Raw genomic sequence first — 24,313 nt, 5'->3', positions numbered from 1 at the left:
GCAGGAAAGAATGCGGGTGGCCATCGTCGATGACGAATTGCTGGCGCGCAGCGTGCTGCGCGAATACCTGGCGCGCCATGACGATATCGACATCGTGGCCGAATGCGCCAACGGCTTCGAGGCCGTCAAGGCCATCGCGGACCTGGAGCCGGAACTGGTGTTTCTCGACATCCAGATGCCGCGTCTGGACGGTTTTGAAGTGGCGGAGCTGATCGGCGCGAAGACAAAGCTGATCTTTGTCACGGCCTACGACCAGTATGCCTTGAAAGCGTTCGAGTGCCATGCCCTGGATTATCTGTTGAAACCGTTCAGCGAACAGCGCTTCGAGCAGGCGCTGGCCCATGCGCGCGCCAACCGCAGCACGCCCGAGACTGTGCTGACGCTGGCGCGCGAGGCGGCCACGCGCGCAGCACCCCTGGACCGCGTGCTGATACGCGATGGCGCCAAGGTCCACGTGATCGCCAGCGCGCGCATCGATTACATCGAAGCGCAGGACGATTACATCAGCATCCGTTCCGAGGGCAAGTCCTACCTGAAAAGCCAGACCTTGGCGGAGCTGGAAGCCCAGCTCGATCCCGCCAAGTTCCTGCGCGTGCACCGCTCGTATCTGCTCAATATCGACGGCATCCGCCGCATCGAGGCAGCCACCAAAGACAGCCACGTGGCTATCCTGCGCGACGATACGAGGATACCCGTGAGCAAGGCGGGGTATCAAAAACTGAAAGCATTAGTCGGCTAGCTGCACATCCCACCAGGTGGGCAAGAGTTGCCGGATTTCCGGGCGCGAAAAACGGTCGTCGATCAGATACACGACACCCTTGTCCGACTGCGTGCGGATGACCCTGCCGGCCGCTTGTACCACCTTTTGCATGCCCGGATACAGATACGTGTAGTCGTAGCCGGCGCCGAAGATATCGCCCATGCGCTGGCGGATTTGCTCGTTGACGGGATTGATCTGCGGCAAACCCAGGGTGGCGATGAAGGCGCCGATCAGGCGCGCGCCCGGCAAGTCGATGCCTTCGCCAAATGCGCCGCCCAGCACGGCAAAGCCGATGCCGCACGTGTCCAGCCCGAAACGGCCCAGGAATTGCGCGCGCGCACCATCATCCATGCGGCGCGGCTGCTGCCAGATGGGCACGTCCGGGTAATGCTGGGCAAACAGGGTGGCCGTCTTTTTCATGTAGTCGAAGCTGCTGAAAAACGCCAGATAGTTGCCCGGCGTTTCTGCGTACTGGCGCGCCATCAGCTGGGCGATGGGCAGCAAGGACGCGGCGCGGTGCTGGTAGCGCGTGGAAATGGCGTCGGCCACGCGTACGGACAGCTGTTCCGCCTGGAACGGCGATTCCACGTCGACCCAGGCCGTGTCGGCCGGCATGCCCAGGGTGTCGCTGTAGTAATTCCACGGACTCAGGGTGGCGGAAAACAGGGCCGTGCTGTGGCTGGCCGCGAAGCGTTCTTTCAAAAAGGGCGCGGGAACGATATTGCGGATGCAGACGGTGGAGCCAGCAGTGGATCCCGTATTTGTCTTGCTGACGTCGAACAATGAATGCTCGCCAAAACTTTCTGCCAGACGGTTGATCAGCAGCACGTCGAAATAAAAGCGCTGCAAATCCTCGTCCAGCGCCGCCGCGTGCTCGGCCAGGTAGTCGCCAATGGCCGTCGCCACGCCTTGCAGGGCGCCAAAGAATTTGTCCGGCAAGGCTGCATGCACGTGGTAGTCGCCATCCTGTTCCTTGAGCAAGGCCGTCCACTGGCGCGCGAGGCGGTCCAGCGGCTTTTTCAAGGCATCGGGCGCGAACTTGCGCAGCCGCTTCAGATTGATCTGCTCCAGTTCGGCCGAATACATGCTGCGCGCGCGCGACACCATATTGTGCGCTTCGTCGACCAGCACATTGACTTTCCAGTCGTGGGCCAGGGTCATGCCGTACAGCATGGCGCTGAGGTCGAAGTAATAATTGTAGTCGCCGATGACGACATCGCTCCAGCGCGCCAGCTCCATGCCCAGATAGTAGGGGCAGATCCCCTGCTGCAAGGCGATGGCGCGCACGGCTTCCTTGTCCAGGATCAAACCGCTGGCCAGCGCCACTTCGCGGGCCAGCGGCAAGCGATCATAGAAGCCGCGCGCCAGCGGACACGATTCACCGTGACAGGCCTTGTCAGGATGTTCGCAGGCACTGGTCTTGGCGCTCAGTTCCAGCACGCGCAGGGGCAGCAGCGGGGCGCTATCCTTGAGGATGGCGCAGGCGTCGAGCGCCATTTGCCGGCCCGGCACCTTGGCGGCCAGGAAAAACAGTTTATCGAGGCCATGCGCGGCCGTGGCTTTCAGCATGGGGAACAGGCTGCCCACCGTCTTGCCGATGCCTGTGGGCGCCTGCGCCAGCAAGCCGCAGCCGCGGCTGCTGGCCTTGTACATGGCCTCTGCCAGCTGGCGCTGGCCCGGACGAAAGTCGGCATGGGGAAAGGTCATGTTCGTGAGCTGCGCGTCACGGCTGGCCCGGTGCGCCATTTCCTGCCCGGCCCAGTCGAGGAACAGCGCGCAATGCTGTTCGAAGAACAGACGCAGCGCCTCGGCCGTGCATTCCTCATGCATGATGCTTTCCTTCTGGCTGGCGATGTCGAAATACACGAGCGCCACGCGCAGCATGGGCAGGTTCAGCTGCTGGCACAGCAAATGGCCGTAGATGCGTGCCTGCGCCCAGTGCAACTGGCGGTGGTTGGCTGGCATGGCGTCCAGGTCGCCCCGGTAGGTCTTGATTTCTTCCAGCTGGCGCCGCGCCGGGTCGTAGCCATCGGCGCGGCCCCGCACATGCAGGGGACCGAAGTGGCCGGAAAGACTGATTTCGCGCTGGTAATCGTCGTCGCGCCGGCTAGTGACGGTGACGTGGCCGGCCATGCCTTCCTGCGCCGTGGGCGATGGCGTAAAACGCAAGTCCAGGTCGCCCACCTTGGCCGTGAATTCGCACAGAGCGCGCACGGCTATCGTGTAATTTTTGCGGTTCACGCGGCCACCTGCCATTGCAGGTAGCACACGCTGACGGGCATGGCGTGCTCGGCGCAATACGCGATCCAGCGCAGCTGGTTGTCTTGCAGGCGGTCGCCCGGACCCTTGACTTCGATCATGCGGTAGCGCTGCTCTGCCGGCCAGAACTGGATCAGGTCGGGCAGGCCGCTGCGGTTGCTTTTGATATCGAGCAAGATGCGCTCGAACGCCTTTTTCAGATGAAAGGCCGGGATGCAGGCCAGTGCCAGGTCCAGCAAGCCGCCGTCCAGCACTTCCCAGCTGACGAAGGGCGAGACGATGCCGTGCTTGGCGGCAAGCGTGGCGCGGATGGCGGCCTGATAGCTGCCGTCGTCCAATTGCGCCAGGCAGGCGGCGAAGTCCGTGCTGCGGCGCTGGTAAAAATCGGCGCTGTGCAAGTCGGTCGGGCCACGGTGGAATGGGTGGAAAAAGGCGCCCGGCATGGCTTTAAAAATGGCGGGCCAGCACAGCAAGCCGAACAGCGAGTTGATCAGGGTGTTTTCCACGTAGTACACGGGCGCGTCTTCCTGCATCAGGTGCTGCAGCACCACGCCTTCCACGTAGCACGCTTGCGCCGGATACGGCAGCAGCAGGTCGATGCGGTCCACGCTGGCCGCCGCGCTGGCCGCCTGTTTTGCGTGGCCCAGCTTGCGCCGCAAACGGGGCGCCATGCGCAGCAGCAATTGCTGTTCCGCTTCGCTTTCCGGCGCGGCCAGGGCGATCAGCAGGCGCTCGTAGGCAGCTTGTGGCTGTTCATCTTTTTCCAGCACGCGGATGGCGCGGCCCCGGGCGCCCGGATAGCGGCAATCGGCGTAGGCGCGGTAGGCGGCGGGCCAATCCTGGCATTTCTCCAGGTGCCGGGCGATCTGGAAGCGCAGCTTGTCGCGCCGGCTGGCCAGCCAGGTATTGTCCTGCGATAAGGGGAGCGCGGCCAGCTCCTGCAGCACCTCGTCCGCCGGCGCGCTGTCGTTGTAGCGTTCGCGGCACTGGTGCAGCACTTCATAGTGCTCGATATCCTGGCGCGTGCGAAAGCCCCGCGATTGTGGCGAGAATTCCACTTTTTCGTATTGATACACACCGAGGTCGGACAGCACGAATTCCGACCAGTCCTGGTGATAGTTGCCAAAATAAATCAGGCGCAGGCGGTCGCACAGGGGCTGCAAGCCGATGCGGTACAGCACATCGGTGCAGGCCGGATACCATGCGGAAAACGGTTTCTCATCCGCATGCTGTGCGCGCAAGGCGTCCAATTGCTCGGCCTTGCGCGCCGCCTTCAGGGGCGCGGCGAGGCTGAAGGCCTGGACGATTTCCCCTTTCAGCAGTTGTTCGAACAGTGTATCGAGCGAGATGGCAGGATCGGCCACCACCCAGCCCGTGGCCAGCAAGGGCAGGGCGGCCGCACGCGTGTCGCCGATTTCCGGGTAATTGAGCTTGCTGGCACGAAACAGACAGCCCTTGCGCATGACCAGGCGCACGAACAGGGCACGCGATGGCTGCGGCAGTGCGCCGAATGCAGTGATGAATTGCGTTTCTTCAAGACTCAGCAGATCGGCGTAACGCGCGCCTATCCAGCTCAGCACATCCTGGAAATTATCCAGATAATACAGGGGATTTTCCAGGACTCTCAGCATGGTGATGGCAATAAGGCAAGATGCAAGGTGATAGGTTTCACTGTGTTTATATACAGTTTAAACCTTCAGCCCCCGCTTGCCCAGCGAATTATGTTCAGCCAGCCGTGCTGTAGGCAAAATAGCTGTCGAACTTTTCGTAGGGAATGAATTCCGAGCGCAGGCTGGCCAGTTCGATATCGGTCAGCAAGCCCCGATGCGCCTCTTTTCTTCCTTTGGGCAGCACGACCTCGTAATCGACGATGTCCCTGGCCAGCAGCGCGGACAGGACCTGCGCCTGTTCCGGCGTCAGGTAGCGCGCATGCGTGCCCAGGGTTTTTGCCAGTTGATCCCTGAACTCCTCGTCGCTGACCTCGTTGTACGTATCCTGGTCCGCCATGCTGTTCAACAGCATGTAAAACATGAAATCTTGCAGGTTTTTCGCCAGGTACTGGGCTTCATTCTGGTCGTGCCACAGCAGCACGATGGGTAGCTCGCCATCGTGCTGGCCGGATGCGAAAAAGCAGTAGTAGTCGCCTGCACCCGTTTGCGCAAACGGAATGAACTGGAACGCGGGATCGATTTTCCGATAGTCGTCCGCGTCCAGCAGCCTCGCCACGGCGTCGGCAACGGACTCGATATTGAGTAATTCGACATCGTCTGCGTGCAGCAGCAGGGTGGGACGATCCTTTAATGTGGGAAACACCTGCTTGTACCAGTCGGGGCCATATTCGCCCACGGCCAGCATGCCGTCGCGCTCCAGCTGGCGGTACAGTGCAGGATAGCTGAAGCCGTATTGCTGTTCAATTGCTGACAGTGTCATGTTTGCCCTGTTAAACGTGGATCATGGGGCAATGATAGCCGAGGCGATGGCGTGCACGGCAGCGATGATGGGCATAATTAATAAACACTTTAGTTTACTTATGTGACATGGCCACGTATGCTTGCCAGACACAATCCGCCGAGCCCGCATGAAAAACATCATTTTAATTTCCGCCGCCTGTTTGCTGGCGCTGCTGTCGACCATCGGCGCCTCGCTGCCATACCCGATTCTGCCACCTTTGTTCGCCGCCGAGGCGCCGAACGCCTTCAACCATTTCCTCGGCTTGCCGTCGAAACTGTTGTTCGGCCTGGCGCTGACCATCAATCCGTTGGGCTTGCTGATCGGCTCGGCCGTGCTGGGCCCCTTGTCGGACCGCTATGGCCGCCGCCCCTTGCTGATGCGCACGGCCGTGGGCGCCGCCATCGGCCACGCCATCACGGCCTGGGCGCTGGTGATCCAGTCCTATCCGCTGTTCATCGTCGCCCGTTTCATCACCGGTTTGCTGGAAGGAAACGGCGCCGTGGCGCGCGCCATGCTGGCCGATCAGTTGACGGGACCGTTGCGCCTGCGCGCCATGTCGTGGCTGAATGGCGCGTTTTACCTGGGCTGGCTGGTAGGTCCGATCCTGGCGGGCGCCACCCTGCATTGGGGCGTGACGGTGCCGTTCTGGATCGCCGCCGCCGCCCTGATGCTCGTCGCCGTGCTGGTGGCCGCCGGCTTGCCGCGCGAAACGCCCTCGCTATTGACGACGTCGTGGTGGCAAGTGGCGCGCGACCGTCATTCGCTGAACCTGCTGCGCCATGAAGAGCTGCGCACCCTGTTCATCGTGCAGCTGGCGCTGACCTGCGGCGTGGCCAGTTTTTACGAGTTTTATCCGCTGTGGCTGGTCGAGACGGCCAGTTACCATGCGCAGGAGATTGCCTGGGTGAATGTGGGCCTGTGCGGCACGATGACCATCACTTCGCTGCTGGCGGGAGGTCCCAGCCGCCATGCTCCGCTGCTGCGTGCCAGCTGGTATGGGTGCGGCGTGGCGCTGGCCGTAGGGATATTGGCGCTGGGCAATATATGGGTGGGCATCGCCGCCATCGTGCTGTTCGGCATTCCGAATGCCTTGTACAACACGGTGATCCAGGGCTGGTGCGCGGAACGCTTCAGCGCGCACGGGCAGGGTGCCGTAATGGGCTTGCTGGCCACCACTTTCTGCATCGCCAACATCGTCGTGGCCCTGAGCGGCTCCGTGCTGACCCTGATCGACACGCGGCTGATTCTCGTCGCGGGCGCCTTGTCCGCCGCCTGGGCTGCCTGGCGCATGGCGGCCTGGCGCCGCCAGCTGGACGGCGCCGTCGACGCCAAGGCGGTGGCATGAGCGCGAGTACGTCCGAGCAGACCTTGTTCCTGCTGAAGTTGCGCGGGCCGCAGACGGCGCAACAACTGGCGGCCTTGCTCGAGATCACCTCCATGGGCGCGCGGCGCCAGCTGGAAGCGGCGCAGGACAAGGGTCTGGTGGCCTTCGAGGACGTGGCCGACAAGGTGGGGCGCCCGTCGCGGCGCTGGGCGCTGACGCGCGAGGGCCATGCGCGCTACCCCGACCGCCATGCCGAGCTGACCCTGGAATTGATTACCCAAGTGAAAGCCCTGTTCGGCGACGAGGGGCTGGACAAATTGATCGGTGCGCGCGAGCGCAGCAGCGAGCTGGCCTACGGCAGGCTGGTCGACCCGCAGCTTGCGCTGGCGCACAGAGTGGACAGCCTGGCGCGGGCGCGCGATGGCGAGGGCTACATGGCCCATGCCGAGCGGCAGGACGATGGCAGTGTCTTGCTGGTGGAAAACCATTGCCCGATTTGCGCGGCGGCCACGGCGTGCCAGAATTTCTGCCGCTCGGAGCTGGCCATCTTTCAGCGGGTATTGGGGGACGATTGCACTGTGGAACGCAGCGAATATCTGCTGGAGGGGGGGAGGCGCTGCGTGTATCGGATCATGCCTATCGGAACCTGAGGACTCAGGCCCCGATAGTTACGGACTTACTTCTTGGCAGCCTTCGGCTTGGCAGCCGGCGCCGCCTTGTCAGCCGCAGCTTGTGCGCCGGCCGTGGCCTGTTCCGTTGCCTGCGCCACTTGCGCGCTGGCCTTGGTAATTTGATCTTCTACGGTTTTCACGGCCTGTTTCGTGGCCTTGGTCACTTGTTCGTAACCGAGGAATGCATTGTCGATGGCGGCCTTGACGATGGCCACGGCGTTTTCCGAGCCTGGCGGCACGTTTTTCGTGACGTCGTAGATCAGGGCGCTCAAATTGCTTTTCGCTTCGGCCACATGGGCTTCGGCAGCCGTGGTGAATTCCGTGTGGATTTCCTTGATGATGTCGTCGAGTTGCTGTTTATACGCTTTCGCGCCGGCCACACCCGGTTGCAGCTGGGCGGCGGCGGCGGCCATGGCGGCCTTCGGATCCTTGGCCTGGCTGATTTCCTTGCTGGCGGCAAGGCCATCCTCCATGCCGGACTTGGCGGTGGCCATGTTCAGTGCCAGCACCTGTTCCACGCCTTGCACTGCCTTGGAGGTAAGGGTGTTGAAGGTCATCAGCTGGAATTCAAACAGGGCCTTGGTGGCCGATGCGAATTGTTCGGGATTCGTAAACATGTGGTCTCCTCGGTTTGAATAGATACGTTCTTATCGTTCCATACTCTTTCGACGCCGCAATGCCATCGCTTGATCTCAAGCCGGTGCCCCGTGTGGTCATACCCCCATTATTTAACAAGCGCCGGTTTTTCGCAACGGCTATCTTTGTAGGGGCCAGAGGCCAGTTCCCAGCCAAATCCCAAGGTCGATTGGGCACACGACAGGGTGCCGTCGACCTTGCTGCGCCACTGGTACCAGGGCGCCGGTCCGGCCGAGGCGCAGGCGCAGGCGGCCAGCAGGGCCGTGGCGATCAGGTATTTCATAAGTGCTCCGAAATGAAGGCCTGCGGGCATTGTAGCGCGCTTGCCGTTCAGGGCGCGGGCGATTGCGGCGCCGCAGCGGGCAGTTGCAGGGTGAAGGTGGTGCCGCTGCCGACGCCGGTGCTGCTGGTGGCGTCGATATGGCCGCCCAGCACGCCCGTGACGATGTTGTGCGCCACGTGCAGGCCCAGGCCCGAGCCGCCGGAACCGAGTTTGGTCGTGAAGAAGGGGTCGTAGACATGCGCCAGGTCGTCGGCGGCGATGCCCACGCCCGTGTCGCTGATGGACAGGATGATCGTCTGCCCATCGTCGCTGCCGCGCGCGGTGATGGCGATATTGCCGCCGCTGCGGCCCTCGAAGGCGTGGCGCAGGCAGTTTTCCAGCAGGTTGCTCAGCACCTGGCCCAGCGGACCGGGGTAGCTGTCCATGGCCAGGCCGTCCGGCACGTCCTGTGTCAGGCTCAGGCCGGCGGCCTTGAGCGGCGTTGACATGGGCAGCATCAGTTCGGCGATGAACTGGCGCAGCAGGAAGTGGCGGCGCTGCGAGCTGGCGCGGTCGACAGCGATCTGCTTGAAGCTGGAGACCAGGTCGGCGGCGCGCTGCAGGTTGCGCAGCATGATGGCGTCGGCCTCGCTGGCCTGGGTCAAATACGCGCCCAGTTCCGAGCGGCGCAAGCCACCCTGGAAGCTGGCCTGGATTTCGCGCGTGCGTTCGGCCATGGTGGTGGCGACCACCAGGCCGTTGCCGATCGGCGTATTGAGTTCATGCGCGATGCCGGCCACCAGCGCACCGAGCGCGGCCAGCTTGTCGCGGCGCACCAGTTCTTCCTGCGTAATGGACAGGTTTTCCAGCGCTGCGGCCAGTTCGCGGTTCGCCTGTTCGGAGTGTTCCTTGGCCTGCGTCAGGGCGGCCGTGCGTTCGTCCACCAGCTCTTCCAGGTGGGTGCGGTGACGCTGCAGCTCGCGTTCATGGCGCATGCGGCCGATGGCGATGCCGGCCAGGTCGGTGGCCGTGTCGATCAGCTCCAGGTCGCGCGCATCGGGCTTGCGCACTTCGCGGTAATACATGGCGAACGAGCCGAGGACGGCGCCATCCTGGCCGAAGATGGGGCGCGACCAGCAGGCACGCAGGCCGAACGGCGCCGCCAGCTCGCGGTAGGGCGCCCACAGGGGATCGCGCATGATGTCGCTCACTACCACCGGTTCGCGCAGGAACATGGCCGTGCCGCAGGAACCCACGCCGGGGCCGATGGCCACGCCTTCGAGCAGTGCCATGTACTCGGACGGCAGGCTGGGGCCGGCCGCGCTGTGCATGTGGATGCCGTCATCGTCGAGCAGCATGATGGAGCAGAGCACGCCGCGCGACTGGCCTTCGATCAGCAGCAGCAGCTGGTTCAGGGTGGGGATCAGGGGCGCGCCCTTGGCGACCATTTCCAGCAGGGTGCTCTGGCCCGCGCGCATGGCTTCGGCGAGGTTGCGTTCGGTCAAGTCGATGATGCGCGCATGCACGAGTTGCCGGCCTGGCACGGATAAGCGCATCAGGCGGATTTCGCAGGCGATCGGGTGGCTGTCGCGGTGGCAGCAGCTGGTGCGGAAGACGACGATCTTGCCTTGCAAGGTATCGCGGATCTTTTCTTCCAGCAATTGCTGCGAGGCGAGGTCATCGCCATGATGCCTTGGGAACAGCGGCTCCATGCCGCCTTGCAGCAGCTCGGCCAGCGGCATGCCGAACAATTCTTCGGCCAGGTGGTTGGCGTCGATCAGCAGGCGGTTGTCGATATCGAACAGCAGCACGGCGTCGGGCGAGCCGGCCAGGATGGAATGGTAATTGACTTCCAGCGTCTGCGGATGCAGGGGGCGCGGTGGCGTGGCCGGAGTGTCGAAGGGGCGGGCGGCGGGCGCCTCGGCCTTGTGCAACGCCAGTTCCATGAGGATTTTTTCCGCCACGTCGCGCGCATTGAAGGGCATCTTGATGTAGTCGCTGGCGCCGGCGCCCACGCTGCGGCCCTGCTCCTCGGCGCTGGGGGTGGCCGACATCAGCAGCAGGGGCACGCCATGGCGTCCGCCCGCATTGCGCAGGCGCATGCAGGTGGCGCCGATATTCGTGCCGGCCAGGGCCGCGTCGAGCAGGATCAGGTCCGTGCCGCCAGCCGCCAGTTCCACGCCTTCGTCGATATCGCCCGCCAGTCCTGTGCCCAGGTTATGCCGGTCCAGCACATACAGCAGTTCGCGCACATCGTTAGGTGAATTGCTCACCAGTAGCACTTTGGCCCGCTCGGCGATGGAAGAAATCAACTGATTCATGGTGTCGCGCCTTTACGCGTTTTGTGAGGCTAGTATTACATCAAGGCAAGTAGGAGTAAACGATAATTCTTGATGACCAAAAGCAATGCGTTTGCGCGCTGTTTTACGCTGCGCTCTTCGCGTTCTGCGGCGTCAGTTCGGCGCGCGCCTGTTCGATGCGCGGGTAATTATCCTCGATCCAGTCGACCAGCACGGCCAGGCGTTCGGCCGCTTCGCGTCCCAGCGGCGTGAGGCTGTATTCCACCTTGGGCGGTATCACCAGATACGCCTGGCGCAGCACGAAGCCGTCGCCCGCCAGCGCTTCCAGGGTCTGTGCCAGCATTTTTTCGCTGACCCCGCCCACTTCGCGGCGCAGTTCGCTGAAGCGCCGTGTGCCGCTCAGCAGCAGTACCAGTACCAGCACGGCCCAGCGGCTGGTCAGGTGGCTGAGCACGGCGCGCGACGGGCAGGCGGCCGCCAGCAGGTGCGCTCCCTGGTTTTGCCGGGCCAGGGAGGTGCGCAGGCTGGCGCCGGGAGTGTCTGTGGACATGATAGTTGACCTTCAATTTGCGCGTTGATTAATACTTACCAAAAGGTACGTACTTACAATAAGTAAGTAATAGTCCTATTATAGGGTTTTACCACCCACCCTCCAAGGAAAAATCATGATCGTCATCACCGGCGCCACAGGTAATCTGGGCCAGCACGTCATCGCCAGCCTGCTCACTTCCGTACCCGCCGCCAGCATCATCGCCGCCGTGCGCAATCCGGCCAAGGCCGCCAACCTGGCTGCACTGGGCGTGCAAGTGCGCCAGGCCGATTACAACGATGGCGCCAGCCTCGATGCGGCGTTCAAGGGGGCAACGAAGATTTTGCTGATTTCGTCGAGCGAAGTGGGGCAGCGCGCGCAGCAGCACCAGAATGTCATCGATGCGGCCAAGCGCGCCGGCGTGGCCCTGCTGGCCTACACCAGCGTCTTGCACGCCGACACGTCGCCGCTGGGCCTGGCTGCCGAGCACGTCATCACGGAAGCGGCCATCCGCGCCTCCAGCCTGCCGTACACTTTCCTGCGCAACGGCTGGTATCTGGAAAACCATACGGAACACCTGGCGCCTGTGCTCGAGCATGGCGTGGTGCTGGGCGCGGCGCAGGATGGCCGTTTCTCGTCGGCCGCGCGTCTTGACTACGCCGCCGCCGCCGCTGCCGTGCTGACGGCGGCCCGGCCGCAAGCCATCTATGAACTCGCTGGCGACCAGGGTTTTACCCTGGCCGAGTATGCGGCCGAAGTGGCGCGCCAGTCGGGCAAGGCGATTGTGTATAAAGATTTGCCGCAGGCGGACTTCAAGGCGGCGCTGGTGGGTGTGGGCGTGCCGGAAGGCTTTGCCGATCTGCTGGCCGACTCCGATGCGGGCGCGGCCAGGGGCGCACTGGAAGACCATGGCAAGCAATTGAGCGCGCTGATTGGCCGTCCGACGACGACCCTGTTTGACGCCGTGAAGGTAGCGCTGGAAAAATAAGGGGAGTGGTGGCATCCGGAAATGAAAAAAGCCGCAAACTCGTGAAAGTTTGCGGCTTTTTTGCGAATTAGGTAATGGTGCCCACGAAGGGACTCGAACCCCTACACCCGAAGGCACATGGACCTGAACCATGCGCGTCTACCAATTCCGCCACGTGGGCACTGATGCTGCTACTTACTGCTCTATCTCACTACTGTACTGCGGACTACAACGAAAACATCCGTTGCTGGTGGTGCCCACGAAGGGACTCGAACCCCTACACCCGAAGGCACATGGACCTGAACCATGCGCGTCTACCAATTCCGCCACGTGGGCATTGTGCTGCTTACATCAACTACTGACTGCTTTACTGCGGATCACAACGAAAACAACTCGTTGCTGGTGGTGCCCACGAAGGGACTCGAACCCCTACACCCGAAGGCACATGGACCTGAACCATGCGCGTCTACCAATTCCGCCACGTGGGCATTGTTACTGCTTGCTGCTTGTCGCTGCGTGTTCTGCAGCGAGGACAAAATCATAAGGGCTGGCGCGCATTCGGTCAATCAACATTTTGCACTTTTCTTCAAGAAACATGTTTTTTCGCCTGAAAATGGTTGTTCCCTATGGAAAAAGGTTAAATCTGCCTATTTTTTCAGCGTTTTCCGCAGGCTTCTGTCCCTGGACGCGCCGTGCAGCCCGGCTGCCGCAGTGCTGCCGACTTGCTGGAGGGAGGGGCGGGAGGGCTTTTCGTCGCAGGAATGAAAAAAGCCGCAAACTCGTGAAAGTTTGCGGCTTTTTTGCGAATTAGGTAATGGTGCCCACGAAGGGACTCGAACCCCTACACCCGAAGGCACATGGACCTGAACCATGCGCGTCTACCAATTCCGCCACGTGGGCACTGATGCTGCTTTATTACTTGCTGCAAAATAACTTAGCAACAATTCTGCTATTATAGCGGCTAGAAGAGTTTTGCGCCAGATGAGCTTTCGCTCCATACTGCACATCAACCCTGTACCGCTTTCCTGCAACTGCATTCCCGTGAAGGTTTGTCGCTGCAAGAGACCGAGATTATAGAGCAATATTTGCCGAAGTCAAATGCATTGCGCAGCTTTTCTTCTTTTTTTCATCGGCGGGGTACTTGTTCAGTTTTCGCTACGCTGTCCGTTAGGCAAACCAAGGCGTCCTCCGGTACACTACCGGACATCACCGTGTCAATATTGACGGTGATGTCATCGGTCTTTGTATTCCGTTTGATCACTGTCAATAACAACTATAGAAATACTTTTGAGCCAAAATACCCACACCATCCCCAGCCGGGAGGACATTCTCGGCATATTCCGCAGCGTCAGCGCGCCTCTCGATCCGCAGTCTCTCGGGAAAACGCTGCAAGTGCATGCCGATTCCATGGATGTCCTGGTCCGTCGCCTGAAGGCGATGGAGCGCGACGGCCAGCTGAAGTCTGATGCCAGCGGTGTTTTCAGCCTGGCCGACCAGAGTGCGCTTGTCGCCGGTCGCGTCACCAGCCACCGCGATGGCTTCGGTTTCGTCATTCCCGACGACGCCAGCGCCGACCTGTTCCTGCCTGAGAAAGAAATGCAGAAAGTCCTGCATGGCGACAAGGTCATGGCCCGCATCGTCGGCACGGACCGCCGCGGCCGCCCGGAAGGCACGATCGTGGAAGTCACTTACCGTGCCAATAGCCACGTCATCGGCCGTTTGATTCAGGAAAACGGCACCTGGGTCGTGGCGCCGGAAGACCAGCGCATCGGCCAGGACATCCTGGTGACCGGTTCGGTAGGCAAGGCGAAGGCCGGCCAGATCGTCAGCGTCGAGCTGACCGAGCAACCGATGCGTTTCAAGCAGCCTGTCGGCAAGATCGTCGAAGTGCTCGGTGCGCTCGATGATCCCGGCATGGAAATTGAAATCGCCGTACGTAAATTCAACGTGCCGCACATCTTTTCCGCCGCCGCCCTCAAGCAAGCTGAAAAACTGCCGTTCGAAGTGCGTGACGCCGACCTGAAAGAGCGTGTTGACTTGCGCGACGTGCCACTCGTCACCATCGACGGCGAAGATGCGCGCGATTTCGACGATGCCGTGTATTGCGAACCCGTCAAGATCGGCCGCGCCAACTGCTTCCGCCTGATCGTGGCAATTGCCGACGTCAGCCATTACGTGAAACCGAACGACGCGCTCGATATCGATGCGCTCGAACGCAGCACGTCTGTCTACTTCCCGCGTCGCGTGATCCCGATGCTGCCGGAAAAATTATCGAATGGCCTGTGTTCCTTGAACCCGGCCGTCGACCGCCTGACCCTCGTGTGCGACGCCGTCGTCAGTGACAAGGGCGAGCTGAAGGCGTACCAGTTCTACCCGGCCGTGATCCATTCGGCAGCGCGCCTCACGTATGACGAAGTCGCTGCCGTGCTGGGCAATACCAAGGGACCCGAAGCGGCACGCCGCGCGGACATCCTGCCGCACCTGCAAAACCTGGAAGCCGTCTACCGCGCCCTGCTGAAAGCACGCACGGAGCGTGGCGCCATCGATTTCGAGACGACGGAAACGTATATCGTCTGCAATAGCGCGGGCAAGATCGAAAAGATCATCCCCCGCACGCGCAACGAAGCGCACAAGATCATCGAAGAGTGCATGCTGGCGGCCAACGTCTGCGCGGCCGATTTGTTGCTGCGCAACAAGCACCCGGGCACTTACCGCATCCACGCCAGCCCGACCAAGGAAAAGCTCACGCAAGTGCGCACCTTCCTCAAGCAGGTCGGCCTGAACCTGACGGGCGGCGACACGCCATCGGCATCGGATTACCAGACCTTGATGCAGCAGATCAAGCTGCGTCCCGATGCGGCCCTGCTGCAAACGATGCTGCTGCGCTCGATGCAGCAAGCCGTCTACAGCCCGGACAATATCGGCCACTTCGGCCTGGCCTACGAGGCGTATGCCCACTTCACCAGCCCGATCCGCCGCTATCCCGACTTGCTGACGCACCGCGCCATCAAGGCTATTTTGCAAGGCAAGAAATACGAGCCGAAGCTGTCCGATAAAGTCGTGTTGAACACCAACGTATCGAACGCCACGCGCAAGCAGCAAGCCAAGGACAAGGCCGACGGCAAGCCGAAGAAGACCGATCTGACCATCTGGGACGCGCTGGGCGTGCATTGCTCGGCCAACGAGCGCCGCGCCGACGAAGCGTCGCGCGACGTGGAAGCGTGGCTGAAGTGCTACTTCATGCAAGACAAGCTGGGCGAAGAATTCACCGGCACCATCACCGGCGTGACCACCTTTGGCGTGTTCGTGCAGCTCGACACCCTGTTTGTCGAAGGCCTGGTGCACGTCACCGAGCTGGGCACCGACTACTTCCAGTACGACGATGCGCGCCATGAATTGCGCGGCGAACGCACGGGCAAGCGCTACCAGCTGACCGACCGTCTGACGGTACAAGTGGCACGTGTCGACCTGGAAACGCGCAAGATCGACCTGCGCCTGGTGACCGATGCGGAACTGGCGGGCGAAGAAGTGCCGGCCAAGCCGAACGGCGGCGGCAAGCGCAAGGGCGAGAAGAAGTCCATGGTCAAGCCCGGTCCCGCGACCGAGCAGCGCCACGAGATCAAGGCCAGCGGCAACAACGGCGGCAAGGCCGCTAATGGTTCAGGCGGCCGTTCCAACGGCGCCAAGGCGCAAGCCAAGCCTGCAGCCAAGGTGCAAGCCAAGGCAGTCCTGAAGGAAGCCCCTAAGGCGGCAGCTCCCAAGGCCGCCGCGCCGAAGCGCAGCAAAAAACCAGCCGCGGCACCCGCCGCGGCGGCACCACGTGCAGCAAAAACTGTATCAAAAACAAGCAAAAGCAAGCGTTAAAAGAAGCGATAACACATGAAGAATAAAATGATTTTCGGCTTCCACGCCGTCACCTCGCGCCTGCGTCACGAAGCGTCGTCCGTGGAAGAAATTTTCGTCGATGCCAGCCGCGTCGACGGCCGCATGAAAGACATGATCGCCGCCGCCAAGGCTGCCAACGTGCGCGTCATGCCCGTCGATTCGTCGCGCCTGGACAAGATCGTCGGCACGCGCCGCCACCAGGGCGTGATCGCCTTTGCGTCGCAGCTGTCGCTGGCGCGCAATCTCGATGAGCTGCTGGACGCCATCGATGGCCCGCCACTGCTGTTGATACTCGACGGCATCACCGATCCGCACAACCTGGGCGCCTGCCTGCGCGTAGCCGACGGCGTCGGCGCACATGCCGTCATCGTGCCGAAGGACCGCGCCGTGGGTTTGAATACCACTGCCGCCAAGGTCGCCAGCGGCGCCGCCGAAACCGTGCCGTACATCACCGTGACGAATCTGGCGCGCACCATGCGTGAACTGAAGGACCGCGGCATCTGGCTGATCGGTACTTCGGACGACGGCGAAAAAGGATTGTACGAAGCCGATTTCACGGGCCCGACGGCCCTGGTCATGGGTTCCGAAGGCGAAGGCATGCGCCGCCTGACGCGCGACACCTGCGATATCCTCGTCAGCATCCCGATGTTTGGCTCCGTCGAGAGTCTGAACGTGTCGGTCGCTTCCGGCGTGTGCTTGTACGAAGCCCGCCGCCAGCGCATCGCGAAAGAAGGCTAAAAAACGTCCAGGGCGGCGTTGCATTGCCTCGCCGTACTATTCGTACTGTCTTCGGCAATGCGCCTTGCCCTGAACGTTTTGTAGCGCTTCTTTATATACCGCCGCCCTTGAGGCGGCGGTTGTTTATCTGCCTCTCCGGCAGCACGCCGCCGAATACGCTACCATTTGCGTTCCACCTTATCCGTTTTCATTATGTTCCACCACCTGCGCGAAGACATCAACAGCATCATCGAACGTGACCCCGCCGCCCGCAATGGCTGGGAGGTACTGACCTGTTACCCGGGCTTGCACGCCATCGTCATGCACGGCTGGGCGCACTGGTGCTGGACGCGGCACATGAAGTGGGTGGGGCGCTTCATTTCGTATATCGCCCGCATCATCACGGGCATTGAAATCCACCCGGGCGCGGTTATCGGCCGGCGCGTCTTCATCGACCATGGCTTCGGCGTGGTGATCGGCGAGACGGCCATCGTCGGCGACGATTGCACCATTTACCAGGGCGTGACCCTGGGCGGCACCTCGCTGCATAGCGGCAGCAAACGCCATCCGACCCTGGGGCGGGGCGTCATCGTCGGCGCCGGCGCCCAGGTGCTGGGCAGCTTCACGGTGGGCGAGTACGCCAAGGTGGGCTCGAATGCCGTGGTGCTCAAACCCGTGCCATCCGGCGCCACGGCCGTGGGCAACCCGGCGCACATCGTGCAAAAGGATGTCAACGCCTTGCGCGAGGGCAGCACGGCCCACCTGTTCGCCGCGTATGGCGTCACGCCCAACGGCGACGATCCGCTGTCGAAAGCCCTGCAAGGCTTGATCACGCATGCCGTTGCGCAGGAACAGCGTATCGAAACCATCCTCGCCACCCTGAAGGCGGCGGGCATATGCTGCCAGGCTGTGCCTGAGTGTGATAAATTTGATTCCGAGCAAATGAATAAGCTGGTTGATTAAGGATACAGGCATGACTACAGACGTAAACATAGCTGAAAACGCAGCAGAAAAAGGCAGTGACAATCCGAATCTGCTCGACCCCTTCGAGATCCGCGTGCTGGCCGTGCTGGCCGAAAAGGAAGCGCTGACGCCGGACAGCTACCCCTTGTCCTTGAATGCCCTGACCAACGGCTGCAACCAGCTGTCCAGCCGCGATCCCGTCATGGCCCTGTCCGAGGAAACAGTCTACGATGTCCTGCAGCGTCTGATGCAGCGTAAATTCGTCAATGGCATCACGCAGGCTGGCGCGCGTGTCGCCAAGTACGAACACCGCATGCGCATCAAATGGTCGCTGGAACAGGACAAACTGGCCATCCTGACGATATTGATGCTGCGCGGCTTGCAGACGGCGGGCGAAATCCGCAGCCGCAGTGGCCGCGTGCATGAATTCAAGTCGGTGGCGGAAGTGGAAGCTGGCCTGCAGTTCCTGATCGATAAATACCCGCCGCTGGTGGCCAGGCTGGCCGTCGCCCCCGGTGCCAAGGAACCGCGCTACGGCCACTTGCTGGGCGGCGAAGAAGCGCTGGCGCAGATCGAGACGGCGGCCGGTTTTGCCGGTGCCGTCAGCGCGCCGCAACAAGGCAGTCGCGTGGCCCAGCTGGAACAGGAAGTGCTGCAATTGCGCAGCGACTTCGATGGCCTGGCGGCGCAGTTCGAGGCGTTCCGCAAGCAGTTCGAATAACGTCACTGCACGCATGACGTTTTCCTTCCTTTGCCGCTCCTGCGGCGAGACCCACACGGGCATGCCCAGCTTTGGCGCCAATGCGCCGTGGCTATATGAGCAGATGGCGCCTGCCGAGCGCGAAGCGCGCTGCCATCTCGACAGCGACGCCTGCATCGTCGACGAAGCGCACTGCTTCGTGCGCGCCACCATCGACATCCCCGTGCATGGCTCGGAAGAGCCGTTCAGCTGGGGCGTGTGGGTGTCGCTGAGCGGCGAGAGCTTCGACGCCTGGGACGCCTGCTTCAATGACGCGCAGCGGGCGCACATCGGCCCCTTCTTCGGCTGGCTCAGCACACAGCTGCCCGTGTACCCGGCCACCCTGAACCTGAAAACCCGCGTCCACCTGCGCGACGATGGCGTGCGCCCATTCATCGAGCTGGAACCGACGGAGCATCCGCTGGCGCTGGAGCAGCGCGACGGCATCACCGCAGAGCGGGTGGCCGAGCTGTATGCGCGGCTGGTGCATGGCGCGTGACAGGCCCGGCTTTGCAGCCGCTCCCTGTCAGTCCGGTCGCGTTTCCGGTATCATTCGGCATGAATAAGATTTCTTTCCAACCGTTTATCATTGGTGTCGCTGGCGGAAGCGGCAGTGGCAAGTCCACCGTATCACAACAAGTGCTGGCGTCGTTTGGCGCCGACATGGTCTCGGTCGTGATGCAGGACGATTACTACTGCGACCAGACGCACCTCTCCCCTGAAGTTCGCCGCCAGCAGAATTACGACCATCCGCAGGCGTTCGAATGGCCATTGCTGGTGCAGCACATCCAGGCCTTGCGCAATGGTGTCGCGATCGACATGCCCGAGTACGACTTCACGCTGCACAATCGCTCCAGCAGGACCATTCCCGTCAAACCGGCCCCGGTGATCGTCATCGAAGGCCTGTTTGCCTTGTATGACGAAGACTTGCGCGACATGATGTCGCTGAAGATCTTTGTCGACACGGCCTCCGACGTGCGCTTCATCCGCCGCATGCAACGCGATATTACGGAACGTGGCCGCTCGGTGGAAAGTGTCATCGAGCAGTATCTGGAAACCGTGCGCCCGATGCACAAGCAATTCATCGAACCCACCAAGCGCAATGCCGATGTCATTTTGCCGCACGGCGCCAATGGCCCCGCGGTCGACATGATTACCGCCAAGGTGGCCAGCGTCATTGGTCAATTGAAACCGACCGCCTGACATCGCCCGCTAGATCACCGCTCCCCCATCGATTCAGAAAACGTCTTGGTGATCGGTTTCATCAGGTAGCGCAAGACCGTTTTGCGGCCCGTGTTGATTTCCACGGTGGCCGTCATGCCCGGCTGGATCAGGATCGGCTCGCCATTCTTGCCCACCAGTTTGCGCCCGCTGGTCTTGATCTGCACGCGGTAGTACGGCTGTTCGTTGCCCTTGTTGTCTTCACTTAAGGTATCGGCGCTGATGTAGCTGACGGTGCCGCGCAGGCGCCCGTAGATGCCGTAGTCGTAGGCATCGAGTTTGACGGCCGTGGGCAGGCCGGGCTTGATGAAGGCGATGTCGGCCGGCTTGACTTTTGCCTCGATGATCAGGTCATCGTCCGTCGGCACGATTTGCAGGATTTCCTCGCCCGGCTTGGCCACGCCGCCCAGGGTGGTGAGCCGCACATTGCGCACGATGCCGTCGGTGGGTGCGTAAATGTCCGTCGAACCCAGCTGCTCCTTGCGCTGCGTCACCGTCTGTAGCACGCCGGCCAGGTCTTCCTGGGCTTTTACCAGGTCCGTCTGGCTGTCTTGCAGGTATTTGTTGCGCCGGTTGGTGATCTGCGCCTGGATGTCGACCACCTGGCGCCGCAGTTTCAGTACTTCCGCGCGGCTGACGTCCCCCGTTTCCAGCAGCGGCAGATTCATTTCCAGCTCTTCCCTGATCAGCTTCATGGCGCTGTCCAGCGAACTCACTTCCGCTTGCACGGCGCCCTGGCGCTTGCTGAACAGGGCCAGCTGGTTGGCGCGAAATTCCGGAAACGCCTGCAGTTCGGGCGGGAATTTCGGCGCGCCGCCAAACACTTCCGCCTGCAGGCGCGCCACGGCCGCCTTCAGCCCGGCTGCCTTGGCCGTGCTTTCCAGGTAGCTCGTCTCGGCCCGCGTGCGGTCGAAGCGGGCCAGCAGTTCGCCCTTTTTTACCACGCTGCCTTCGTGCACGCGCAGTTCGGCCAGCACGCCGCCATCGGCCACCTGGATGATCTGGTTGCGCGAACTGGCGATCACCTGGCCGTTGGCGCGCGTCACCTGGTCCAGCTCCGCCCACGAAGCCCAGGCGATGACGCCAGCGAGCGCCGCCGTGCAGCTCCAGATCAGCAGCCGGCCCCGTTTCGCTTCTTCCCGCGTTTCCACTGTTGCCAGTTTCATGCCACCGCTCCTTGCGCCACTGGCGCAGTTGCGGCTACCGGCGTGGGCACGGCCTGCGGCTTGCCCGACAGCTTGGCCAGGACAAAGTCGCGCGGGCCGTCGAGCAGCACCCGTCCCGCCTGCAGCACCACCAGGCGGTCAAGCAGCGGCAAGAGGGCATTCTTGTGCGTGGTGGCGACCATGGTCACGCCGTCGGCCGCCAGTTCGCCCAGGAGCCCGACGATGCGCGCTTCCGTCTTCGCATCCATGGCGCCCGTCGGTTCATCGAGCAGCCAGATGCGCGGCTTGGCCAGCAGCAGGCGCGTGACGGCGATCAACTGGCGCTGGCCGCCCGACACACCCCGTCCGCCTTCGGTAATGGCCAGCGCAAGTCCCCGTGGCTGGCCCAGTATCAGCTCGATCAAGCCCGTGCGTTTTGCCGCGGCCAGGATCGCTTCCTCGCCCGGGTCGGCTAGTCCCAGCAGCAGGTTGTCGCGCAGGCTGCCGCTGAACAGCCGCGTTTCCTGCGGCAGATAGCCGATCATCTCGCGCACCACGGCCGGCGCCAGCAGGGCCATGTCGACGTCGCCCAGATATACCTTGCCTTCGGCCGGCTGGTACAGGCCCGAGGCCAGTTTCAGCAGGGTGCTCTTGCCCGAGCCGATGGCGCCCACCAGGCCGACCCGTTCGCCGGGGCGGATGGACAGGCTTTCCACTTCCAGCGCCACCTTTTGCGCGCCGCCATACGTAAAGCCGATACGTTCGAAGCGCAGTCCCGTATCGAGGCTGCGCGGCGTCAGCGCGAACTGCGCGTTGTCCGCCTCGTTGGGCAGGCTGATGACCTGTTCCAGGCCATCGATCGAGGCGCGCGCGTGCGCCCACTGCACCATCACGGCGGGCAGCTGCACGATGGGCATCAGGGCGCGGTTGCTGATGATGGTGCACGCCATCAGCGCGCCCATGGTCATCTGGTTCTCCGCCACGAACCACGCACCCATGGAGATCAGCGCCACGTTGGTCAGCTGCTGGAAGGCGGCCGTGATGTTTTGCGACAGGGCTGCATAGTCGCGGATATTCTGCTCCGCGTGGCTGCTCTCGGCCACCAGTTCGGCCCAGCGCGCCTGCATCATCCATTCGGCGCTGCTGCCCTTGAGCGTTTCGACGCCATCGACGGCTTCCACCAGCAAGCCCGCCTTGCGGTTGCTGGCGTTGAGGTTCTTGCGCGTGTGGCCCTGGATGGCGCGCTGGAACATCAACCCGCACACAAGGGCCAGCGGCAAGGCCACCAGCGGCACCACCACCAGCGGCCCGCCGATGATGGTGATCATGGCGAGAAAAATCAGAGCGAAGGGCACGTCCGTCAGCACGAACAGGGAGGTCGAGGTGAGCACGCCGCGCACCATTTCAAAGCCCTTCACTTGCGCCGCCAGGGTGCCGACCGAGGAGGGGCGCGCTTCCATGCGGATGCCCAGCATGCGCTGGAAAAACCACTCTGACAGCTCATGGTCGACATCGTTGCACGAATGGTCGACGATGCGGCTACGCACCTGCTTGAGGATGAATTCCAGGCCGATCGACAGGGCCACTCCCACCACCAGCACCCACAGGGTGCTGAAGCTCTGGTTCGGAATCACGCGGTCGTACACCTGCATGGAAAACAGCGAGGTGGCCATGGTCAGCAGGGTCACCAGCGCGGTGGCCAGCACGGCGTCGACAAACACGCTCTTTTTCAGCCACAGGGCGTTGCGCACCAGGCCCAGGGCGCCGGGGCGGGCACCGCTTTTTTCGCTGCGCCGCGGCAAGGCCACGCAAGCCAGGCCCGCCAGCGAGTCCAGTTGCAAGGCGCGTCCATCGATGCCTTCGCCGTGCCAGACGCCGTCGGCGCCGCGCGACTGCAGCAAGCCCCAGCCCGTGCTGGTGCTGTAGACGGCGAACGGCAGCTCGCCCGGCGACGGCTCGTGCAGCACCCGCGCAGCGCCTTCCAGTCCGCCCGCTTGCCAGGCGGTGGTGAGGACCACGCTGGGCGCGCCGTTGTCATCAACCTGTTCCAGCTGGCGCTGCAGGTCGGCAAGGCGGGCGGCGGGCAGGTGCTGACCTGTCAGGCGCGCGGCCCTGTCGATGAGTGTCAGCAAGCCATGTTTGATGGAGGTATCCACGCTGTCTCCTGTTGGCATCATGTCGGTATCACTTCGGGCGCGCCAGGCCTGCCGGTGCCGTGCGCCCGGCCAGCGTGCCCGTTTGCGCGGCCAGGCGCAGGCTGGCGGCAATCGCCTGCGCGCGCGTGTCTTCCAGTGAAAACTGCGCCTGGGTCGCTTCGCGCACGGCGTTGAGCACATCGTTCCAGCTCTTGCGGCCGATCACGTACTGGCGCGCATACGATTCGAACACCTGCGTCGATGAGGTGCTGGCCTCGCCCGCATTGCCCAGGCGCTGGCGGCTCGCTTCGGCCTCGTTCCAGTCCAGCGTGAAACGCTCGCGCACCTCGCGTTCGGCCACATCGTGCGCGGCGCGCGCGCCTTCGCGCCGGGCGACTGCGGCGTCCACGCCAGCCTTGGCCGACAAGCCGGCGCCCGGCTGCGCCTGCAGCACCAGCATGGCACGCGTGCGATTGTCGGCATTGATGCCGCCCGTGGGCTTTTCCATGCGCAGCACGAGCTTCGGCATGTAGGCCGAGCGCTGCAGGGTGATCTCGGAATCGGCTGCCTGCGCCTCGAAATCGAGGCGTTGCAGGGTAGGGGAGTAGGCTATGGCCTGGCGCATGACCCTTTCCAGGCTGGCGTCGGGCTGCGGTTCGCCCACGCCGATGCCCGTGCTGCTGACCAGGCGCACGGGCTTGCCGGCCAGTTGCGATAGCTGCGCCAGCGCGTTTTCCAGCGCCTGTCGTGCATTCGACACGTCGTTGGCCGCCTGGTAGCTGCGCGACTCGGCCAGGCGCTGGTCGGTCTGCGAACTGACCGACTGCACCACGCGGCGTTTGATCATGTCCAGCAGGCGCTGGTGTTCGGCCAGGCCTTCTTCCGCCGAGCGCACGCGCGCCGTCTGGCGCAGCGCCTCGGTGTAGGCGGCGATCACGCGCAGGGACAGGGTCAGGCGTTCTTCCTCGATGGCCGCGCCGGCTGCGTCGACCCGGCTGCCGGCGGCATCGATACCGGCGTCGATGCGGCCACCGCTCCACAGCGGCTGCTCGATGCGCACCACGCCACCCGTTTCCTGCGAACCGGTGGGCACTTCGGCCGACAGGCTGGGAAAGCGCTGCCACTGCGCGCCATCGAGGTCGGCGCGCGCGGCCGCCTGCGCGGAGCGCTTGCCCTGGACGGCCGGGTGGCTTTGCAACGCCTGCTGCAAGACCTGGTCGAAGCTCCAGGCCGTGGCGCCCTGGGCGCTGGCGAAAGACGATACCGACGCCATGGCCACGGCCGCCAGCAAGGCCGCGATGCGTGGCAGTAAGGACAATGCTGGGAAACCGCGTAATTTCATCCCGTTT

General features: G+C 62.9%; 20 protein-coding genes and 4 tRNA genes. 10 read left to right on the top strand and 14 right to left on the bottom strand.

Annotated elements, in window-relative coordinates:
- Positions 1 to 10: 10 nt before the first annotated feature.
- Complete coding sequence (locus ACQ4WN_RS16245; protein ID WP_436552522.1) at positions 11 to 739, top strand: LytR/AlgR family response regulator transcription factor; 729 nt, start codon at positions 11 to 13, stop codon at positions 737 to 739.
- On the opposite strand, the gene ACQ4WN_RS16240 is transcribed toward ACQ4WN_RS16245, so the two are convergent.
- The 3 genes from ACQ4WN_RS16240 to ACQ4WN_RS16230 form a co-directional block, all read right to left on the bottom strand.
- Entirely contained in the window at positions 728 to 3,016 is a 2,289-nt protein-coding gene (locus ACQ4WN_RS16240) for an ATP-dependent DNA helicase (protein ID WP_436552473.1), read from the bottom strand. The two genes, ACQ4WN_RS16245 and ACQ4WN_RS16240, sit on opposite strands and share 12 nt — an antisense overlap.
- Positions 2,998 to 4,650: a VRR-NUC domain-containing protein gene (locus tag ACQ4WN_RS16235; RefSeq protein WP_436552472.1), complete on the bottom strand. Its 1,653-nt coding sequence runs from the start codon at positions 4,648 to 4,650 to the stop codon at positions 2,998 to 3,000. The genes ACQ4WN_RS16240 and ACQ4WN_RS16235 overlap by 19 nt, the downstream gene beginning before the upstream one ends.
- A 94-nt stretch (positions 4,651 to 4,744) precedes the next feature.
- Complete coding sequence (locus ACQ4WN_RS16230) at positions 4,745 to 5,449, bottom strand: SMI1/KNR4 family protein (protein ID WP_436552471.1); 705 nt, start codon at positions 5,447 to 5,449, stop codon at positions 4,745 to 4,747.
- A gap of 148 nt (positions 5,450 to 5,597) precedes the next feature.
- On the opposite strand from ACQ4WN_RS16230, the gene ACQ4WN_RS16225 reads away from it, so the two are divergent.
- Complete coding sequence (locus tag ACQ4WN_RS16225; protein WP_436552470.1) at positions 5,598 to 6,815, top strand: MFS transporter; 1,218 nt, start codon at positions 5,598 to 5,600, stop codon at positions 6,813 to 6,815.
- Positions 6,812 to 7,444, top strand: a complete 633-nt coding sequence (locus tag ACQ4WN_RS16220) for a helix-turn-helix transcriptional regulator (protein WP_436552469.1) — start codon at positions 6,812 to 6,814, stop codon at positions 7,442 to 7,444. Before ACQ4WN_RS16225 ends, ACQ4WN_RS16220 begins: the two co-directional genes overlap by 4 nt.
- Before the next feature lie 26 nt (positions 7,445 to 7,470).
- Here ACQ4WN_RS16220 and phaP read toward each other — a convergent pair whose 3' ends face one another.
- From phaP to ACQ4WN_RS16200, 4 genes are all read right to left on the bottom strand, one after another.
- Positions 7,471 to 8,082: a TIGR01841 family phasin gene (phaP, locus tag ACQ4WN_RS16215; protein ID WP_436552468.1), complete on the bottom strand. Its 612-nt coding sequence runs from the start codon at positions 8,080 to 8,082 to the stop codon at positions 7,471 to 7,473.
- Positions 8,083 to 8,189: 107 nt separating this feature from the next.
- Positions 8,190 to 8,384 (bottom strand): hypothetical protein, encoded by a 195-nt coding sequence (locus ACQ4WN_RS16210; RefSeq protein ID WP_436552467.1) that lies wholly within the window; start codon positions 8,382 to 8,384, stop codon positions 8,190 to 8,192.
- Between the two features lie 47 nt (positions 8,385 to 8,431).
- A complete protein-coding gene (locus ACQ4WN_RS16205) occupies positions 8,432 to 10,684 on the bottom strand; it encodes an ATP-binding protein (protein WP_436552466.1) in 2,253 nt (750 codons plus the stop codon).
- Between the two features lie 103 nt (positions 10,685 to 10,787).
- The gene (locus tag ACQ4WN_RS16200; protein ID WP_436552465.1) at positions 10,788 to 11,213 is read right to left on the bottom strand and encodes a winged helix-turn-helix transcriptional regulator; all 426 of its coding nucleotides are present in this window, start codon (positions 11,211 to 11,213) and stop codon (positions 10,788 to 10,790) included.
- 115 nt (positions 11,214 to 11,328) lie between these two features.
- Here ACQ4WN_RS16200 and ACQ4WN_RS16195 point away from each other — a divergent pair, with 115 nt between their 5' ends.
- Positions 11,329 to 12,180 carry an SDR family oxidoreductase gene (locus ACQ4WN_RS16195; protein ID WP_436552464.1) on the top strand — a complete coding sequence of 284 codons (852 nt, stop codon included), beginning with the start codon at positions 11,329 to 11,331 and terminating at the stop codon, positions 12,178 to 12,180.
- 75 nt (positions 12,181 to 12,255) lie between these two features.
- Here the strand turns inward: ACQ4WN_RS16195 and ACQ4WN_RS16190 are convergent.
- From ACQ4WN_RS16190 to ACQ4WN_RS16175, 4 genes are all read right to left on the bottom strand, one after another.
- Positions 12,256 to 12,340: transfer RNA gene (locus tag ACQ4WN_RS16190), tRNA-Leu, on the bottom strand.
- 70 nt (positions 12,341 to 12,410) lie between these two features.
- A tRNA-Leu gene (locus ACQ4WN_RS16185) sits at positions 12,411 to 12,495 on the bottom strand.
- Between the two features lie 67 nt (positions 12,496 to 12,562).
- Positions 12,563 to 12,647 (bottom strand) — tRNA-Leu (locus tag ACQ4WN_RS16180).
- A gap of 327 nt (positions 12,648 to 12,974) precedes the next feature.
- Positions 12,975 to 13,059, bottom strand: a tRNA-Leu gene (locus ACQ4WN_RS16175).
- A 387-nt stretch (positions 13,060 to 13,446) separates the two neighbouring features.
- On the opposite strand from ACQ4WN_RS16175, the gene rnr reads away from it, so the two are divergent.
- The 6 genes from rnr to udk all read left to right on the top strand — a co-directional run bounded on the left by rnr (position 13,447) and on the right by udk (position 19,666).
- A complete protein-coding gene (gene rnr / locus ACQ4WN_RS16170; protein ID WP_436552463.1) occupies positions 13,447 to 16,023 on the top strand; it encodes a ribonuclease R in 2,577 nt (858 codons plus the stop codon).
- Between the two features lie 15 nt (positions 16,024 to 16,038).
- On the top strand, positions 16,039 to 16,782 hold the full coding sequence (gene rlmB, locus ACQ4WN_RS16165; protein WP_436552462.1) for a 23S rRNA (guanosine(2251)-2'-O)-methyltransferase RlmB: 744 nt from the start codon (positions 16,039 to 16,041) through the stop codon (positions 16,780 to 16,782).
- 192 nt (positions 16,783 to 16,974) lie between these two features.
- The gene (cysE, locus tag ACQ4WN_RS16160; protein WP_436552461.1) at positions 16,975 to 17,724 is read left to right on the top strand and encodes a serine O-acetyltransferase; all 750 of its coding nucleotides are present in this window, start codon (positions 16,975 to 16,977) and stop codon (positions 17,722 to 17,724) included.
- 10 nt (positions 17,725 to 17,734) lie between these two features.
- Positions 17,735 to 18,445: a YceH family protein gene (locus ACQ4WN_RS16155; protein ID WP_436552460.1), complete on the top strand. Its 711-nt coding sequence runs from the start codon at positions 17,735 to 17,737 to the stop codon at positions 18,443 to 18,445.
- 13 nt (positions 18,446 to 18,458) lie between these two features.
- Entirely contained in the window at positions 18,459 to 18,962 is a 504-nt protein-coding gene (locus ACQ4WN_RS16150) for a DUF2199 domain-containing protein (RefSeq protein ID WP_436552459.1), read from the top strand.
- Between the two features lie 59 nt (positions 18,963 to 19,021).
- Positions 19,022 to 19,666: a uridine kinase gene (gene udk, locus ACQ4WN_RS16145; RefSeq protein WP_436552458.1), complete on the top strand. Its 645-nt coding sequence runs from the start codon at positions 19,022 to 19,024 to the stop codon at positions 19,664 to 19,666.
- Between the two features lie 14 nt (positions 19,667 to 19,680).
- On the opposite strand, the gene ACQ4WN_RS16140 is transcribed toward udk, so the two are convergent.
- Genes ACQ4WN_RS16140 through ACQ4WN_RS16130 form a run of 3 tightly spaced genes read right to left on the bottom strand, consistent with a single transcriptional unit; the run spans position 19,681 to position 24,306 of the window.
- The gene (locus tag ACQ4WN_RS16140) at positions 19,681 to 20,850 is read right to left on the bottom strand and encodes an HlyD family type I secretion periplasmic adaptor subunit (protein WP_436552457.1); all 1,170 of its coding nucleotides are present in this window, start codon (positions 20,848 to 20,850) and stop codon (positions 19,681 to 19,683) included.
- Positions 20,847 to 22,985 (bottom strand): ATP-binding cassette domain-containing protein, encoded by a 2,139-nt coding sequence (locus ACQ4WN_RS16135; RefSeq protein WP_436552456.1) that lies wholly within the window; start codon positions 22,983 to 22,985, stop codon positions 20,847 to 20,849. Before ACQ4WN_RS16135 ends, ACQ4WN_RS16140 begins: the two co-directional genes overlap by 4 nt.
- Before the next feature lie 28 nt (positions 22,986 to 23,013).
- Positions 23,014 to 24,306 carry a TolC family protein gene (locus ACQ4WN_RS16130; RefSeq protein WP_436552455.1) on the bottom strand — a complete coding sequence of 431 codons (1,293 nt, stop codon included), beginning with the start codon at positions 24,304 to 24,306 and terminating at the stop codon, positions 23,014 to 23,016.
- Positions 24,307 to 24,313: the final 7 nt, after the last annotated feature.

Origin of the sequence: Janthinobacterium pasteuri, assembly GCF_051380775.1 — a bacterium.
Classification (GTDB): domain Bacteria; phylum Pseudomonadota; class Gammaproteobacteria; order Burkholderiales; family Burkholderiaceae_D; genus Janthinobacterium.
The sequence above is the reverse complement of the archived record's forward strand: the minus strand, read 5'-3'. Positions and strand labels throughout refer to the sequence as shown.

What these genes read in the sequence shown, in the direction of transcription:
- phaP (WP_436552468.1), bottom strand. Translation starts at nt 8,082, where the DNA reads ATGTTTACGAATCCCGAACAATTCGCATCGGCCACCAAGGCCCTGTTT.
- udk (WP_436552458.1), top strand. Translation starts at nt 19,022, where the DNA reads ATGAATAAGATTTCTTTCCAACCGTTTATCATTGGTGTCGCTGGCGGA.
- ACQ4WN_RS16225 (WP_436552470.1), top strand. Translation starts at nt 5,598, where the DNA reads ATGAAAAACATCATTTTAATTTCCGCCGCCTGTTTGCTGGCGCTGCTG.
- cysE (WP_436552461.1), top strand. Translation starts at nt 16,975, where the DNA reads ATGTTCCACCACCTGCGCGAAGACATCAACAGCATCATCGAACGTGAC.
- ACQ4WN_RS16240 (WP_436552473.1), bottom strand. Translation starts at nt 3,016, where the DNA reads ATGGCAGGTGGCCGCGTGAACCGCAAAAATTACACGATAGCCGTGCGC.
- ACQ4WN_RS16235 (WP_436552472.1), bottom strand. Translation starts at nt 4,650, where the DNA reads ATGCTGAGAGTCCTGGAAAATCCCCTGTATTATCTGGATAATTTCCAG.
- ACQ4WN_RS16140 (WP_436552457.1), bottom strand. Translation starts at nt 20,850, where the DNA reads ATGAAACTGGCAACAGTGGAAACGCGGGAAGAAGCGAAACGGGGCCGG.
- ACQ4WN_RS16205 (WP_436552466.1), bottom strand. Translation starts at nt 10,684, where the DNA reads ATGAATCAGTTGATTTCTTCCATCGCCGAGCGGGCCAAAGTGCTACTG.
- ACQ4WN_RS16210 (WP_436552467.1), bottom strand. Translation starts at nt 8,384, where the DNA reads ATGAAATACCTGATCGCCACGGCCCTGCTGGCCGCCTGCGCCTGCGCC.
- ACQ4WN_RS16155 (WP_436552460.1), top strand. Translation starts at nt 17,735, where the DNA reads ATGACTACAGACGTAAACATAGCTGAAAACGCAGCAGAAAAAGGCAGT.
- ACQ4WN_RS16130 (WP_436552455.1), bottom strand. Translation starts at nt 24,306, where the DNA reads ATGAAATTACGCGGTTTCCCAGCATTGTCCTTACTGCCACGCATCGCG.
- ACQ4WN_RS16230 (WP_436552471.1), bottom strand. Translation starts at nt 5,449, where the DNA reads ATGACACTGTCAGCAATTGAACAGCAATACGGCTTCAGCTATCCTGCA.
- ACQ4WN_RS16245 (WP_436552522.1), top strand. Translation starts at nt 11, where the DNA reads ATGCGGGTGGCCATCGTCGATGACGAATTGCTGGCGCGCAGCGTGCTG.
- ACQ4WN_RS16195 (WP_436552464.1), top strand. Translation starts at nt 11,329, where the DNA reads ATGATCGTCATCACCGGCGCCACAGGTAATCTGGGCCAGCACGTCATC.
- ACQ4WN_RS16200 (WP_436552465.1), bottom strand. Translation starts at nt 11,213, where the DNA reads ATGTCCACAGACACTCCCGGCGCCAGCCTGCGCACCTCCCTGGCCCGG.
- rlmB (WP_436552462.1), top strand. Translation starts at nt 16,039, where the DNA reads ATGAAGAATAAAATGATTTTCGGCTTCCACGCCGTCACCTCGCGCCTG.
- ACQ4WN_RS16220 (WP_436552469.1), top strand. Translation starts at nt 6,812, where the DNA reads ATGAGCGCGAGTACGTCCGAGCAGACCTTGTTCCTGCTGAAGTTGCGC.
- ACQ4WN_RS16150 (WP_436552459.1), top strand. Translation starts at nt 18,459, where the DNA reads ATGACGTTTTCCTTCCTTTGCCGCTCCTGCGGCGAGACCCACACGGGC.